The sequence below is a fragment of the Planococcus sp. TJ-301 genome (assembly GCF_058268475.1).
Genome location: NZ_JBZDOH010000003.1, coordinates 1 through 14,810 on the forward strand (window position 1 = coordinate 1; position 14,810 = coordinate 14,810).

17 protein-coding genes, 8 tRNA genes and 1 rRNA gene are annotated in these 14,810 nt (G+C 47.4%); 1 reads left to right on the forward strand and 25 read right to left on the reverse strand.

The genetic code is table 11. From position 1 onward, the window contains the following. The 23 genes from AC4EHJ_RS12815 to acpS form a co-directional block, all read right to left on the reverse strand. A 16S ribosomal RNA gene (locus AC4EHJ_RS12815) occupies positions 1 to 87 on the reverse strand; the annotation flags it as partial. Positions 88 to 254: 167 nt separating this feature from the next. Further along, positions 255 to 328, reverse strand: a tRNA-Gly gene (locus AC4EHJ_RS12820). Positions 329 to 361: 33 nt separating this feature from the next. Then, a tRNA-Arg gene (locus AC4EHJ_RS12825) sits at positions 362 to 438 on the reverse strand. A gap of 12 nt (positions 439 to 450) precedes the next feature. Next, positions 451 to 536 (reverse strand) — tRNA-Leu (locus AC4EHJ_RS12830). A 120-nt stretch (positions 537 to 656) separates the two neighbouring features. Beyond that, positions 657 to 731: transfer RNA gene (locus tag AC4EHJ_RS12835), tRNA-Gln, on the reverse strand. A 5-nt stretch (positions 732 to 736) separates the two neighbouring features. After that, a tRNA-Asp gene (locus tag AC4EHJ_RS12840) sits at positions 737 to 812 on the reverse strand. 3 nt (positions 813 to 815) lie between these two features. Continuing rightward, a tRNA-Met gene (locus tag AC4EHJ_RS12845) sits at positions 816 to 892 on the reverse strand. Positions 893 to 1,131: 239 nt separating this feature from the next. Further along, positions 1,132 to 1,203 (reverse strand) — tRNA-Glu (locus tag AC4EHJ_RS12850). A gap of 3 nt (positions 1,204 to 1,206) precedes the next feature. Continuing rightward, positions 1,207 to 1,281 (reverse strand) — tRNA-Asn (locus AC4EHJ_RS12855). A gap of 212 nt (positions 1,282 to 1,493) precedes the next feature. Beyond that, positions 1,494 to 1,946, reverse strand: a complete 453-nt coding sequence (locus AC4EHJ_RS12860; RefSeq protein ID WP_490976027.1) for a SprT family protein — start codon at positions 1,944 to 1,946, stop codon at positions 1,494 to 1,496. A 138-nt stretch (positions 1,947 to 2,084) separates the two neighbouring features. Then, positions 2,085 to 4,244: a Tex family protein gene (locus AC4EHJ_RS12865; protein WP_490976362.1), complete on the reverse strand. Its 2,160-nt coding sequence runs from the start codon at positions 4,242 to 4,244 to the stop codon at positions 2,085 to 2,087. Between the two features lie 314 nt (positions 4,245 to 4,558). Then, positions 4,559 to 5,158 carry a PP2C family serine/threonine-protein phosphatase gene (locus AC4EHJ_RS12870; protein ID WP_490976028.1) on the reverse strand — a complete coding sequence of 200 codons (600 nt, stop codon included), beginning with the start codon at positions 5,156 to 5,158 and terminating at the stop codon, positions 4,559 to 4,561. Beyond that, complete coding sequence (gene sigB, locus AC4EHJ_RS12875; protein ID WP_490976029.1) at positions 5,158 to 5,940, reverse strand: RNA polymerase sigma factor SigB; 783 nt, start codon at positions 5,938 to 5,940, stop codon at positions 5,158 to 5,160. Before sigB ends, AC4EHJ_RS12870 begins: the two co-directional genes overlap by 1 nt. Beyond that, positions 5,918 to 6,388 (reverse strand): anti-sigma B factor RsbW, encoded by a 471-nt coding sequence (gene rsbW / locus AC4EHJ_RS12880; protein WP_135505003.1) that lies wholly within the window; start codon positions 6,386 to 6,388, stop codon positions 5,918 to 5,920. Before rsbW ends, sigB begins: the two co-directional genes overlap by 23 nt. A 1-nt stretch (position 6,389) precedes the next feature. Beyond that, entirely contained in the window at positions 6,390 to 6,719 is a 330-nt protein-coding gene (locus AC4EHJ_RS12885) for an anti-sigma factor antagonist (protein ID WP_490976030.1), read from the reverse strand. 93 nt (positions 6,720 to 6,812) lie between these two features. Beyond that, a complete protein-coding gene (locus AC4EHJ_RS12890; protein ID WP_490976031.1) occupies positions 6,813 to 7,814 on the reverse strand; it encodes a PP2C family protein-serine/threonine phosphatase in 1,002 nt (333 codons plus the stop codon). 11 nt (positions 7,815 to 7,825) lie between these two features. Beyond that, positions 7,826 to 8,227 (reverse strand): anti-sigma regulatory factor, encoded by a 402-nt coding sequence (locus AC4EHJ_RS12895; RefSeq protein ID WP_135504997.1) that lies wholly within the window; start codon positions 8,225 to 8,227, stop codon positions 7,826 to 7,828. Positions 8,228 to 8,229: 2 nt separating this feature from the next. After that, complete coding sequence (locus AC4EHJ_RS12900) at positions 8,230 to 8,592, reverse strand: STAS domain-containing protein (protein ID WP_106534565.1); 363 nt, start codon at positions 8,590 to 8,592, stop codon at positions 8,230 to 8,232. Beyond that, complete coding sequence (locus AC4EHJ_RS12905) at positions 8,589 to 9,419, reverse strand: RsbT co-antagonist protein RsbRA (protein WP_490976032.1); 831 nt, start codon at positions 9,417 to 9,419, stop codon at positions 8,589 to 8,591. Before AC4EHJ_RS12905 ends, AC4EHJ_RS12900 begins: the two co-directional genes overlap by 4 nt. A gap of 193 nt (positions 9,420 to 9,612) precedes the next feature. Next, positions 9,613 to 9,963, reverse strand: coding sequence for a type II toxin-antitoxin system PemK/MazF family toxin (locus AC4EHJ_RS12910; RefSeq protein ID WP_135504993.1), 351 nt, complete (start codon positions 9,961 to 9,963; stop codon positions 9,613 to 9,615). A gap of 4 nt (positions 9,964 to 9,967) precedes the next feature. Continuing rightward, positions 9,968 to 10,252: a transcriptional regulator gene (locus AC4EHJ_RS12915; RefSeq protein WP_135504991.1), complete on the reverse strand. Its 285-nt coding sequence runs from the start codon at positions 10,250 to 10,252 to the stop codon at positions 9,968 to 9,970. Positions 10,253 to 10,351: 99 nt separating this feature from the next. Further along, on the reverse strand, positions 10,352 to 11,455 hold the full coding sequence (gene alr, locus AC4EHJ_RS12920) for an alanine racemase (RefSeq protein ID WP_490976033.1): 1,104 nt from the start codon (positions 11,453 to 11,455) through the stop codon (positions 10,352 to 10,354). 17 nt (positions 11,456 to 11,472) lie between these two features. Beyond that, positions 11,473 to 11,823, reverse strand: coding sequence for a holo-ACP synthase (gene acpS, locus AC4EHJ_RS12925; protein ID WP_490976034.1), 351 nt, complete (start codon positions 11,821 to 11,823; stop codon positions 11,473 to 11,475). 68 nt (positions 11,824 to 11,891) lie between these two features. Between acpS and AC4EHJ_RS12930 the strand changes: the two genes are divergently transcribed. After that, a complete protein-coding gene (locus tag AC4EHJ_RS12930; protein ID WP_490976035.1) occupies positions 11,892 to 12,500 on the forward strand; it encodes a rhomboid family intramembrane serine protease in 609 nt (202 codons plus the stop codon). Positions 12,501 to 12,503: 3 nt separating this feature from the next. On the opposite strand, the gene AC4EHJ_RS12935 is transcribed toward AC4EHJ_RS12930, so the two are convergent. Together AC4EHJ_RS12935 and AC4EHJ_RS12940 are read right to left on the reverse strand one after the other, a co-directional pair. Beyond that, positions 12,504 to 14,048 carry a PH domain-containing protein gene (locus AC4EHJ_RS12935; RefSeq protein ID WP_490976036.1) on the reverse strand — a complete coding sequence of 515 codons (1,545 nt, stop codon included), beginning with the start codon at positions 14,046 to 14,048 and terminating at the stop codon, positions 12,504 to 12,506. Continuing rightward, complete coding sequence (locus tag AC4EHJ_RS12940) at positions 14,041 to 14,520, reverse strand: PH domain-containing protein (protein ID WP_490976037.1); 480 nt, start codon at positions 14,518 to 14,520, stop codon at positions 14,041 to 14,043. Before AC4EHJ_RS12940 ends, AC4EHJ_RS12935 begins: the two co-directional genes overlap by 8 nt. Between the last annotated feature and the right edge of the window lie 290 nt (positions 14,521 to 14,810).

Consider the following 14,810-nt stretch of genomic DNA (forward strand, 5'->3'; position numbering starts at 1 on the left):
GAGCAAGCTCCCGACGTTCCGCTCGACTTGCATGTATTAGGCATGCCGCCAGCGTTCGTCCTGAGCCAGGATCAAACTCTCCATTATAGAGTAGTGTTGATTGCTCAATACTGCTGGCGATCGCCGTCCGAAGACGCACGATTCGCTTTGATCTGCGTGATGCTGATCAGTAAGTTTTGCGCGGGCCGTTTTGCGCGGCCGTTGCGTGTTGTTGACGTTTTGCTGTTCAGTTTTCAAGGTTCATGTAATAAATTTGGAGCGGGTGGGGGGAATCGAACCCCCATCATCAGCTTGGAAGGCTGAGGTTTTACCACTAAACTACACCCGCATATAATAGAAGGAAATAACTTAAGAATGAAATTGGCGCGCCCAAGAGGACTCGAACCTCTAACCGCTTGATTCGTAGTCAAGTACTCTATCCAATTGAGCTACGGGCGCTTATAAGCGATATGGTGCGGCCGAGAAGAGTCGAACTTCCACGGGATTTCTCCCACTAGGCCCTCAACCTAGCGCGTCTGCCATTCCGCCACGACCGCATTAAATTATTTTTAAGGACAAATTCTATTGTACAACATACAAGATATTAAGTCAATGTTGTTTTTCGATTTGCCTTAGCCGCAATTCAAGCTGGCATTCAATTATCTTCAAGTTAAAATTGGCTGGGGTACCTGGATTCGAACCAGGGCATGACGGGATCAAAACCCGTTGCCTTACCGCTTGGCTATACCCCAATAAATGGCGGTCCCGACCGGGATCGAACCGGCGATCTCCTGCGTGACAGGCAGGCATGTTAACCGCTACACCACGGGACCATTTGGTTGCGGGGGCAGGATTTGAACCTGCGACCTTTGGGTTATGAGCCCAACGAGCTACCGAACTGCTCCACCCCGCGACAATAATATAGTAATACTTTGTTTCTCTTACGCTTGTTTCGTAATGGACACCTGCATCGCCTTTGGCTGCTTCGGTGTTACTGCGCCGTCTTCGTACGGCTTGTTGCTCCACCCCGCGACAATAATATAGTAATACTTTGTTTCTCTTACGCTTGTTTCGTAATGGACACCTGCATCGGCTTGCGCCTGCTTCGATGTTAATTCTCTTACCCACTCGCTTGCTTATGTATAAAAGAAATGACCCCTACGGGATTCGAACCCGTGTTACCGCCGTGAAAGGGCGGTGTCTTAACCGCTTGACCAAGGGGCCGAATGGCTCCGAAGGTAGGACTCGAACCTACGACCATCGCATTAACAGTGCGGTGCTCTACCACTGAGCTACTTCGGAATAGTGCTGCCAAGTGCTGTTTAAGTACTTGTCGACTTTTTCTATTATAAAGAGGCTTTAGGGAATCGTCAACACTTATTTTCCCACATCTTTTTCGGCAGCAAAATGGCGCTCCAGGCTGATGTAATCCACCGGAGACGCAATCCCGTTTTCCACTCTAGGGATTTATCGGCCCAACACCGGATTCCTAATCGCCATTCAGCAATGCCACATTATTTTATCGCCAGTTTTCCGGAGCACTTGCCGCAGCGATAACGTTCGACATTCATCCGGATTTTGCGCTGGTACTCCGTGCTGCACGCAATGCATTCGTAAATATAGCGTTTGGCCGCACGCTGATTCGCCCGTGGCACAACTGCGGAACAAAACCGCGGTGATCCCGTCCTTTTCAGCAATTCCCGGAAGTCCGCATCGCGATGTTTATAGCCGCGCCCTTCTAAATGGAGGTGGTAATGGCACAACTCATGCTTTATGATGCCTTCCAATTCGGCATAGCCGAATTTTTCATATGACTTAGGATTGATTTCGATATTATGGGAACGCAATAAATACCTGCCGCCTGTCGTGCGCAAACGCGAATTGAAAACTCCCTCGTGGCGGAAAGGCTTTCGGAAAAAGTCGTTGGAGATTTCTTTGATAAGCTCGGTCAGTTCCTGATTGGTCATGGCTAACTCCTTATTAAAATCGTTATGTGTTCGTCCTGCAATTCTCCTGCACCTGAATGTTACCGAGCATAGCACAGCTTTTATAAAAAATCAGCAAAAAAGAGCCGGTCGATTGACGGCTCTTTGAACTATATTTTATTATTCTGTCTGATCTTTCGGCTGCAGCATTGTTAAGGCAATACGCCCTTTGTCTTTCTCGACTTTCTCGACCCAAGCGGTGACGATATCACCGACAGCCACTACGTCAAGCGGATGCTTTACGAAGCCTTTTTTCAATTTCGAAATATGGACGAGCCCATCCTGCTTCACGCCAATGTCGACAAACGCTCCGAAATCGACAACGTTCCGTACGGTGCCTTGAACTTCCATGCCCGGCAGGAGATCTTCCATTTTCAAGATATCATTTTTCAATAAAGGCTGCGGGAACTCATCACGCGGATCGCGGTTCGGCTTTTTCAGCGCATCCAGGATATCCTGCAACGTGATTTCTCCGACGCCCCACTTCTCGCTCAGCTCAGCCAGCTGTAGAACCGATAATTTCTCTGCAGTTGCTGGTGTGCCGACTTCGTTCTTGCCTGCTCCCACCAATTCCAATAACTTTTCCGCTACAGCGTAGCTTTCCGGATGGATACCCGTGGCGTCCAGCGGGTTCTTGCCTTCAGGAATCCGCAGAAATCCGATGGCTTGCTCATACGTTTTAGCCCCCAGGCGCGGAATCTTCTTCAACTGGGCACGTGATGTAAAGCGCCCGTTCTCGTCCCGCACCTTGATGACATTTTCAGCGACCGTCTTGCTTAGCCCAGCAACGTACTGCAATAAAGACGCAGAAGCTGAGTTGACATTGACGCCAACTTGGTTGACCGCTGTTTCCACAACGAATGTTAATTGATCCGCCAGTTTTTTCTGAGAGACATCGTGCTGATATTGCCCGACGCCCACCGCTTTCGGATCGATTTTCACAAGCTCTGACAATGGATCTTGCAAACGGCGGGCAATAGAAGCGGCGCTGCGCTCTTCGACTTGGAGATTCGGGAACTCCGTGCGGGCAACTTCAGATGCAGAATAAACGCTCGCTCCCGCTTCGTTGACAATGACATACGAAATGTCCGCATCAGTTTCCGCGAGAAAGTCCGCAACAAATTGTTCCGTTTCACGCGAAGCCGTGCCGTTGCCGATCGCCATGATCTGTATCGGATATTTCGATACTAGGGCTTTCATCGTCCGCTTCGCTCCCGCTTGGTCATTTTTCGGAGCATGCGGGTAAATGACCGCGACTTCCAATAACTTGCCCGTTTCATCAATGACCGCTAGTTTGCAGCCGGTGCGGTAAGCCGGATCGACCCCAAGTACCATTCTATTTTTCATTGGCGGCTGCAATAAGAGATTCCGCAAGTTCTCTGAAAAGATGTGGATTGCTTGAGTTTCCCCTTTTTCACTGAGCTCGGTGCGGATTTCACGTTCGACTGAAGGCTGGATCAAGCGCTTGTAACCATCTTCGATCGCCTGTGCCACGAATTCTGCAGACGGGACACTCGATTTAACCCATTTGTTTTTCATCAATGTCACAATCCGGTCGGTCGGCGGCTGGATTGATACGCGAAGGACGTCTTCTTTCTCTCCACGGTTAATTGCCAAAATACGGTGCGGCACGATTTTGCTAATCGCTTCTTCGTAGTCGTAATACATTTCGAAGACCTGCTTCTCGTCCTCATGGCTCTTTTTGGCGGCCGTTAAAATCTCGCCGTCTTTGCGCGTCATGTAACGTGCCTTTTCCCGAATATCCGGATCATCCGCAAATAATTCCGCCAGAATGTCCTGTGCGCCTTGAATCGCTTCATCCGCGGTGGCTGCTCCGGTTTCTGCAGCGACAAATTCAGCGGCCTTTTTCAACACATCGCCGGTTGATGCTGACAAGAGCCAATCCGCCAACGGTTGAAGTCCCTTCTCTTTCGCGATTGTTGCTTTCGTCCGTCGTTTTTGCTTATATGGCCGGTAAAGGTCTTCTAAGCGCTGCAATACCGTTGCCGATTGAATCGCCTTTTCCAGCTCATCTGTCATTTTTTCCTGTTCAGCGATTGAACGGATAACTTCCACTTTCCGCTGCTCCAGGTTCTGTATGTATGTATAACGATCTTCAATCGATTTAATCTGCACTTCATCAAGTGAACCGGTAGCTTCTTTGCGGTAACGGGCTATAAACGGAACCGTATTGCCGTCATCCAATAACTCAATAACTTGTTTGACCTGATCTGCGCGAACGCTGGTTTCTTTGGCAATCAACGCATGGATTTTCTGCATGTCCACAAAAACACTCTCCTTCATTTCCTTGAAAACGGATAAAATTCAATCAGCTTATAGCGCCTAAACAGATGCTAGCGCTTTTCTTACTGTCCAGCTCCGGCACCTTGCCCCTCGAGGTCGCTTCAGCCTTGTCGGGGCAGAACAGGTGCCTGTGCTTTTCTACTGTCCAGCTCCGGCACCTTGCCCCTCGAGGTCGCTTCAGCCTTTCCGAACATGGCAAAAAGCGCCATGATCGGCAAGGCTTCCAGCGCTTGTCTGGGCAGAACAGGTGCCTGTGCTTTTCTTATTTTACCATAAAAAAAGAAGCCTACTCATTTGAGGAGGCTCCCTGCTATGAACGTGGCGTCGTCGCCTGTTTTGATTTCTCGGAGAATATCGTAATAAAGGCGCTCAGGAATTCCCGCCCGTCTCATCATCACTTTCGGATTCCGCAATTCCACTCCATCAGAATGGATAAGGAACAAGTCATCTTCAACGTAAGTGTAGAGTTGGGTGCGCAATTTCTGTGGGCGTCCTGATAAATACCCCATTACCGGCAATGGATAAATCATTTCATCCGTCCCTTTACGGTAAAGGTAGAATCGGATATTTCCCACGCAAGTGTATTCCAGCGTCTTCTTTTTGAAGTCCACTTTGAAAATTGCAACTGCCGCGCCTCTTTTTTGCACCATCAAATCGTTGAAACGCCCCATGAGGGAGTCGATCGATTCGTGGTGATACTGCTCTAGAATTTGCGGAATGACCTGCGACGATTCACGCGCCACGGGGCCATTCCCGAGTCCATCGGCTACTGAGCAAATGAAATAATCGTCCGTCAGTACAGTATGGTAGCTGTCGCCGGATTCATAATTACCATGTTTTGCTTCATTAAAGATACAAGCTTCAACGTAATGGTGTTTTATAGTCTCCACTAGGATACTCCACCGGCAGCCAAAATGGCTTCTTGCAATTTTTTAATCGCTTTGCGTTGCAGACGAGACACGTGCATTTGAGAAATCCCCAGCTTATCACCGGTTTCTTTCTGGCTCAGCTGCTCTATGTAGGTATACTGGATGATCTGCTTTTCTCGTTCAGAAAGCACATTCATCGCATTCGCTACAAGCATGCGCTGATCCGCTTTTTCATAGCCATCGTCCTCTTGCCCTACAACGTCAAATAAAGTCACGGTACTGCCATCGGAATCAGCTTCAAGAGAGTGGTCCATAGACAAGGCCTGATAACTCTTGCCCATCTCCATTGCTTCAAGCACATCGTCTTCTTCCACATCCAGGTATTCCGCGATTTCCCACACTTGCGGAGAACGCTGAAGTTCCCGGGTCAGGACTTCGACAGTTGATTTGATGCGGGGTCCAAGTTCCTTGATACGGCGTGGAACATGGATCGCCCAAGTTTTGTCACGCAAAAAACGCTTGATTTCGCCGATAATTGTCGGCACTGCGAAAGCTTCAAAACTCCTGCCGAAAGATGGATCATAGCGGCGAATTGCTCCGAGGAGCCCTAACATCCCGACTTGCGCAATGTCTTCGTGGTAAGATTTACCATTTGAATATTTGCGCGCTATTGATTCCACCAGCCGCTTGTAGTTCATGACAAGCATTGTCTGTGCTTCTTCATCTTCCGTTTGTTGATAAGCCTCGATCCATTCAAGCACCTGCTCTTTGGTCGGCTGATTAGGATGAGATCGTTTCGACATCCTCTTCCACCTGCTCTCCTCCAACATACTTAGTCATGAAGACCGTGACGCCTTCCTGATGATGGACTTTTACTTCATCCATCAAAGTTTCGATCAAGTATAGGCCAAGGCCTCCTTCGCGAAGAAAAGCCCCTTCCTCCTGATCGTGATAAGGACCTACTTTCGCCTTTGTTTCTTCAAAATTGAAACTTTGGCCATGATCCGCTACCATAATTTCAATCTTATCGCCGTAAAGCGCACAGCCAATGACAACTTCGCCTTCTTCGCCTTCGGAATAAGCGTGCTGGACTGCATTCGTCACCGCTTCACTTGAAGCGATTTTCAAATCTTCAATATCGTCGAACGTAAAACCAATGCGGCTTGCTAATCCCGAAATCGTCAAACGGGCCACACCGACATATTGCGATTTTGCAGGCACTCTCATTTCAACATAATCGAAAGGACGCATATCAATTACCACCTTTTCCAACTGATTCGATGTCCATGATTTCGCCCAAACCAGTAATGTCGAATAAACGTTTCAAACGTGTTGAGAGACCTTTCAGCTTCACATGTCCGCCTTTAGCATTTACCGACTTATAGAATGCCACGAAAACCCCTAATCCAGTACTGTCCATATAATCAACGCCGGAAAGATCCAACACTGCATTCAAACCTTCTTTATGGTGATGCATTTCCAGTTTTTCACGGAGAACAGGCGCTGTGTGCGCGTCGATTTCGCCGCGGATAAAACCTGTTAATGTATTGTTTGATTCTTCTAGCTCAACTTGAATATTCATCTATTATGACACCCCTGTTTTATCAATATTTCATTAAATTAAAAAAGCCATCGTAAGTCTAATTACCACCTTCCGGCGGTTTTTAAACATACTTCAGACTTTTTTATAAATCACCAACGTAAAGTCGTCCGACAGCACGGCATTCTGCATGCGTTCAAGCGCGTCGTAAACATACTGGACGATCACTTGAGCCGGTTCATCCTTTTTCTCTTCAATCATTTCGAAAATGACTTCACGCTCGATAAACCCTTGATCCGTCCGGCCTTCCGTCACGCCGTCCGTCATCATGATGACCATATCATTTTCTTCAAGTTGGACCGTATGCTCTTCATATGCCGCAGAAGGCGATACGCCCAGTAAAAGGCCTTTGGCGTATAATTCACTGAACTCATTGGTTTTCGCACGATACAGGATAGCCGGCTCATGCCCGGCCGAACCATATGTCATTTGCGCGCTCGCCGCGTCGTATTTGCCATAGAACATGGAAACAAACATCGAATCGTCGATGCTTTTCTCAACGACCCGGTTGATGACACCCAAAACCTCGGAAGGATTTGCGGGTGAATGATTGAGGCTATCCATGCCAAATTTGACCATGGACATGCAGAGGGCGGCCGGGAGCCCTTTGCCGATAACATCTGCAACGGCGATTCCGGCATGGCCTTCTGCGTCACTGATGAAGTATATGTAGTCCCCGTTCATTTTCCGTGCGGGAATTGATAACAGACCAATATCCAAGCCATCCAAGGCAGGCAATTTCGTTTTCAGCAAAGTCTCTTGAACATTTGCCGCCAAGTCCATCTCCACCCTGATTTCTTCCTGCCGCTGCAAGAGGCTTTGACGCTCCTGCAAAGCAAGGCCGTAGTTAATCATCATTTCAACCAGGAAATCAAAAGAGTGCCAAACCACTTCAGGTAAGTCTTTGTAAATTTCCTGCATCGCCGCCTTATGGACGCTGATGACTTCTTCCGGAGAAATGTTTTCAGAAATAAGCTGCCTGCTGAAATTCTGGCCGACATACAAATTCTGTTCTGACTGGCGCTGCATATACTGATTTAAAATCTCTTTGTATTGATTTTCGATTTTGTGGACCATATGTGCCCCCCCTATCGAAGCCATTTCGTAGCTCTTATGTCTGTCCCTTCTCCCGGGATCGTTTCAATCTTAAATTCATCCATTAACCGTTTGACGCCTGGCAATCCTGCACCTAATCCTCCAGAAGTAGAAAATCCGTCTTCCATCACTTTACGGATGTCGGGAATTCCGGGCCCCTGGTCGGCAGCGATGATCAAAATTCCCTTGATGCCATTTTCCATCAATTGTTGAATTTCAATTCTCCCTTGTCCAGCGTATAAATAAATATTGCGGGCAAGTTCGCTGATCGCCGTCGTTATACGCGCTTGATCGACAGTGCCAAAACCCAGCTCTTTTGCAACATTGCGCCCGAGCTGCCGTGCTGCAACAATATCCCATTCCGTTAAAATTTCCACCGAAGACTGGTTGCTCATTATTAAGCCTCCAATTCCAGTTGAAGTTTATCCAGCCCATTTTCTAGATCCAGGGCTGTCATAACATCTTCAAGTCGAATTCCTAATTCGATCAAAGTGATAGCCACTGCTGGTTGAATACCGGTAATAACTACTCGCGCTCCCATTAGGCTTGACATGCTAATGACGTCCCCTAAGACTTTTGCGATAAACGAATCGATGAAATCAACAGATGTTAAATCAATCACAACTCCACGCGCGCTTGTTTCGTGCAACTTATTCAATAGATCTTCCTGAAATTGGATGGCTGTCTGGTCATCCAATTCCCACTGGATGGAAACGATCAATGTATCTCTTAGTTTTAAAATTGGAATCCGAAAATTCATTGTTCATCAACCTCCACGATTTTGCGATTGGTCCAAGCGAGTGCTTGTTCTACACCACGCTGCAACGTGCTTGTAGTCGTAAACTCATTCAAATTAATGCCCAGCGTAACAATCGTTTGGGCAATTTCAGGCCGTATTCCCACTAACATGCATTTCGCGCCGACTAACCGCACAGCGTCTGCAGCTTGAATGATATGGTGCGCCACCATCGTATCAACTACCGGTACACCGGTGATGTCCAGAAGGACCACTTCCGCGCGGTGCTTCACAACGCCTTCGAGCAAGTTCTCCATAATTAGGCGCGCGCGTTCCGTATCGATTGTTCCGACAAGCGGCATGACCGACACTTTTTCAAATACAGGGATCAATGATGCCGACAATTCCTGCAAAGCGATTTTCTGCAGGGTTACAGTACGCTCCCATGTTTTTGAATAGGCAGCAACTGTGCTGTCGCGGATCGGGATGATCCATTTATTGAATTCTTTGAAGAAGTCGCGGAAATTCTCCTGCGTAATGAGTCCTGCTCTTTCCATCCCTTCAAAAACCACTTCGGAGAAATGATCGATCGCTTTAGTAACAAACGTCATCGACCAGCCAAGGCGTACTACTTTTTCTGCAAAATCGTTTAAGCGGGTTTCATAAGCCTGGTGGCTCTCTAAAAGATTCGACACCATCAGATCCGCGAATTCCTTGCTCGTCTGGTTCATCAAATCCGTTGGCATCACTTGGAAAGAACGATCATTTTTTTCGTTCTTCATAAGCTCCTGCCATTCGGCGATTATTTCAGTGTTATTTTCTTGAATATATCTAGCCATTTGCTTATTCATCTTCTGTTGTAAACCTCCCTGAACTTCCATGCAGTGAACACATCCAGTTACATTTTAGATAATCTATCTTTATATTGTATCGGAAAAAAGTTTTTTTCACATCTTTTTTGTCGTTAAGCCTACAGATTCTTACGGGATAATAGAAAAAACACCTGAAAGGATAAACTTTCAGGTGTTTTCGGAGTATGTATGCTTAGAACTTAACAAGACCGACACTGATTTCTAGTGCCTCGTCAACTTTTTCCATTAACGCTTCATCGAGCTGGGTGATTTTATCAGTCAACCGGGATTTATCGATCGTACGCAATTGTTCAAGCAAGATAACCGAATCACGCTCAAAGCCATATTTCTTGGCATTGATCTCAACGTGAGTCGGCAATTTCGCTTTCTGGATCTGCGCCGTTATCGCTGCAATAATCACCGTTGGGCTGAAACGATTCCCTATATCATTTTGTATAACCAGCACCGGCCGGGTCCCACCTTGCTCAGACCCGACCACTGGAGATAATTCTGCAAAAAAAACGTCTCCACGTTTTACAATCAAATTGTCAACCTCCGCTTACGAGTCGCACGGTCGTGTGCTCCGCTTCATACTCCGCGTGAGAACATTCACAAGCGATGGATAAATTGATTTGTGACATCTCCACGTAGCCTTTGATCATTGCTTCTCGAATATGATGTGAATCGTATATATTTTTGGTTACCCTTTGGGTGGAAACGTAAACATAGTCGCCGCGCTCCTGAAACCGTTCATCTGAATGTGTTGTCAGCTCTGACATCAATTGTTTAGGCAGTTTCACTACCACTTCTCTTGGCTTCGATTTCTCGTACACAGCCCTACACCTCCGAAAAATACCGTTCTTTCATGTCTCACCCTTTCATCTTAACATCTAAGATAGCTGGTGAAAAGACATTGTTGGGATTTCGGACTTTCAAACATACACTCTCGGGACTCTTTTCGTTAAAACACAGGGGATTTCATAAGGAATCGTGCCCAGTTTATCTGCCCATTCATTGATGCGTATTTCCTCTTTGCCTTGTTTTCCGAACAACTGGACTTTCTCTCCAACCGGCAATTTTTCAGGGACGCGGATCATGCACTGGTCCATACAAATGCGCCCGACAATTTGCGCCCGCTCGCCTCTCACCAGCACATCCTGCCCTTGGAGGCCGCGCAGCATGCCATCAGCATAACCGATTGGCAATGTAGCGATCCACTCATCTTCTTCACAGCGGTAAGTGCCGCCATAGCTGATGGCTTCTCCCGCTTTCACCTTTTTGATATGGACAATTTCAGTTTCCAGGCTCATGGCCGGGACTAAAGGGAAAGCCATTCTTTCTTCTACATAGGCAGAAGGAGCGATTCCGTACATTGAAATCCCCACCCGCACAGCACCATAAGCAAGATCGGGATGCATGAGCGAGGCCGCGCTATTCGATACATGGACCAACACATTAGGATCATCGAGCTGGCCGATGATTCTTTTCATGCGCTTGACTTGCCGTTCAAACAACTCTCCCGTCTCCTCATCCGCGGTAGCAAAATGGGTGAAGATGCCTTCAAATACCATCGAATGGCGCCGAATTTCCGCTATCGCTGTTTCCGCCTCTTCTGCGTCTACGCCGACACGCCGCATGCCCGTATCAATCTTCAAATGGATTTTCAATGGAAGAAACTCCGGATTCTGGGCGGCTGAAGCGGTGCTCAGCCAGTCCAGTGAAATAGCCGCCAGGGCAATTTCTTCTTGCTGGGCTACTGGCACAAACGATGAGGGCGATGCCCCCATTACAAGGAGTTTTTCCTGAAACCCGTTGTTCCGCAAAAACAGTGCTTCGTCCGGCGTCGCTACCGCCAACATTTTGATGCCCGTATCTACTGCCCGGCGCGCCACTTCCAGTACGCCGTGCCCATAGGCATCCGCTTTTACGACAGCCATTATTTCCGCAGCGCCCAGCCCTTTTTTGAAGGATGCCAGGTTTTTTTCTATAGCGCTTAAATCAATGACCGCTTTCGTCGGCCGATAATTTTCCGTCATACTCTCACCCCGATTGATTAAGATTGCAAAAGAACTTGTGCAGCAGCGTAGTCTTTTGTGTGGGTGATCGAAACCAACCCATTTTCCCGCTGCTGATAAAATAAGCAGGGCTTCCCTTTTTCGTTTTTGCGGATTTCAATATCCTGAAAAGAACAGGATGCACCGATGCCTGTGCCATTGGCTTTCCCGAACGCTTCTTTTGCCGCGAAACGGCCAGCCAAAAATTCAGTTTTACGCGTGCTGGACAATGCTGCATATTCAGTGAGTTCACTTGTTGTCAAAACCCGTTCGCGCAGCTTCGGCGACTTGGCGTCTATTCTCCGGATGCGCCCAAGTTCGACAATATCCAGACCAATTCCAATAATCATAAATGTTTCTCCTTTCAATCGCAAACCTTAAAAAGGTATAATAACATGTATGAAAAAGAGGTGACTACATGTTTATCCGCACAGAAAGTTTTTCGCAGTATTTGCGTATGTATCCTGTTGTATCTACCTTGCTTGCCATCAATATCATTATCCATGTGCTAGGATGGCTGCCAATCATTGGCGAATTAATTTTCAGCTACGGTGTCGGCGCCAATTATTTGATAGCTGAAGGCCAGTGGTGGAGATTCATCACGCCGATGTTTCTGCACGGCAGTTTTATGCATTTATTGTTCAATATGTTTTCGTTGTTCCTGTTCGGACCAGAACTTGAAAAGCTGACCGGCAAAGTCCGCTTCTTGACGGTTTATGGATTGGCGGGGCTTTTTGGTACCGTAGCTACATATTTCCTTGAACCCTTGGACTACTTGCACGTCGGTGCGAGCGGCGCGATCTTCGGTATTCTTGGCGCTTTCGCGGCATTGCTGTATTACGGACGCCGCGCGTTGCCGCAGTTGAGACAAATTATACTGCCAATCATCGTGATAAGTATAGTGATGACTTTCTTGACGCCGAATATTAATGCCACTGCGCATATCGCAGGGATGATTACCGGTTTCCTTGTTGGATTAAGCTATTTCCATCCAAAAAGGATCGTCAGCTGGAAATCGAAAAAATAAAAGTCAGCCGGAGAAATATTCCGGCTGACTTTTTTCATCTTCCGGCAGCGGCCGGCTAGATGGTTCGTACCAGGCCATGATGCGCTCAGCATCGCCTGTATCCATATGATTGATGCGCGAGGAAGCGCCCATTATCCCGGATTTTATCGTTGCCTCAATGGAAGCCAATTGCTTGCGCCGCTGAAAATAGCTTTGCGTGACATCAACCGCCTGCACACGCCTCTTCATCAAATAGAAGGAATGTTTGCTGAAGCCTCGAAACTGCATCGTCAACTGCTTGTCTATCAACGCATACCCCACTGTCCGATGCTGCCACACTCCGAGCCCAATGATAATCGGCACCAGCAGCAGACTAAAGAGCCCATACGGGTAAAAGAAATAGCCTATTGCCCCAATAAGCGGAGCCAGCCATATGAAATCGAGCCGATAGAAAAAACGGACACTGCGTTTTGGCGCGCCTGTAAGTTTCGGGTTCCACTCTGTTTCCGGGAATAATTCCGACAACACCGGCAGCATCACTGATTTCTTAGCAAGCGGGAAAAGACGGATTTTCTCCTCTTTATCGCCCAGCGAACCACCTGCACTTTCTACAGTCACCGTTGCATAACCAAACCATTCCCGCAGAGGATTTTGAGAAATTTTGATTCCCTGCACCCGCTTAAACGGCACCGAAATTTTCTTTTTCTCAAGCAAGCCGCGTGTAATGTAGATATTGTCTTCATCTGCCTGAATGGTAAATTGGTAATTCGCGAAAATCGTCAGGAATACGGAAATGACCCAGGCAATCGCCAGCACTATAAAGACAGCCAACACGGCAATTAAATAGCCAAAACGCAAGAACAGCATAACCTCTTCATAAAGTGCTTCGTAAGGAATCAAATCCGAAAACTGCGACAGGAAAACCGCGACAGCCGATAACACCACTCCGATGCCGCTTGACGTCGTCGCCAAAATCACCAGTTCTTTGAGCGTCATGCGATAAAAAACGCGCGCCCCTTTTTTCTCCGGCATTTCCACGGGAGCAGTTTGCACTTCTTCATCACTTGGCGCTTGTTGACGAAAACCTCTCTTCGCTTCTTCCATCTTGCTTGCAATGCGGTCGGCGTCTTCGCGGTTAATCGCAGTCAAAACCGCTTCTGACTCTCCAGCTTTGCCGGAACCCGCAGTTTCAACCTTGACTTTGACCAAACCGAACAGCCGATGGAAAATCCCTTCGGTGTAATTCAGGCTTTGGATCCTGTCAAAAGGGATATAGCGCTTTTTCTTTACGAACAAGCCATACTCGATGCGCAATTCTCCGTCCTCAAACCAATAAACGAAGCGCTTCCACTTGATAATTCCCGCCACTAACATGAAAAGCACGACAACGATGCCGACGAAAAAAGGGATCAGCCCTTGCCATCCTTGGGTAAACATCCCCGATACGCCGCCGTCTCTGAATAAATTCACGCCGAATACAACGATAAATGGCACAATCAGCTCTTTCAATGCTTTTAGGAAGTTCAAAAATGCGGACAACGGATGAAGTTTATAACGGGTTTCAGACATCATCTTCCGCCACCCTTGCCAAAACAGAAATCCTGGCTCTCAACTCATCCGCTTCTTCCGTAATCAATGCCGGAATCGTATGCACTGTTGCTGCTGTCGAAATGGAAATTTCAGCCAAATTATACTTGCGCAAAATAGGGCCTTGCGCCGTATCAACATGCTGCACGCGAACCATCGGCACCAGTGTGCGGCGAATAATGAACAAACCGTGCTGCAATTCGATTTCCTGCTCACGCACTTCGTAGCGCCATCGCTGCCAGCGAATTTTCGGAAACAGATAAATAAGCAAAAACCCGAAAAGTACAATAATGCCGGCGTATGCGGCGTAAAGCCAGGCCGGCCACTCAAAGAAATAAGTTAATGCCGCGGAGCCTGCAGCCACTAATGCAATGACGAGCGTTTCAATTAAGCCATAAAGCCGCCAAACCGTCAGCCCTTTTCTTGAAATTTGATTTTTTGGTTGATTGTTCACTTGCTGCACCCCATCTTTCAGGCTATCAGTAAACTTTCGATAGCCTTTTCATTTCGTTCCAACGTACTTCCATGTCTCGAAGCTAGCGCAGCGTTGCAGAGACAGAGACAGGCGGATGCTTTCCGCGGGCGAGCGCCGAGCCGCTTCATTCGAAGGTCTTTCTAAATAAACCACTTCTTTATAAAATAGTGTAGGACATAATCATTTCAGTTTCTGGCAATTAATATGTAGTAAAACAGAGCAGATTCCTAGAGAGCAACGCAGCGATAGGGACAGAAGCATACAGGCTT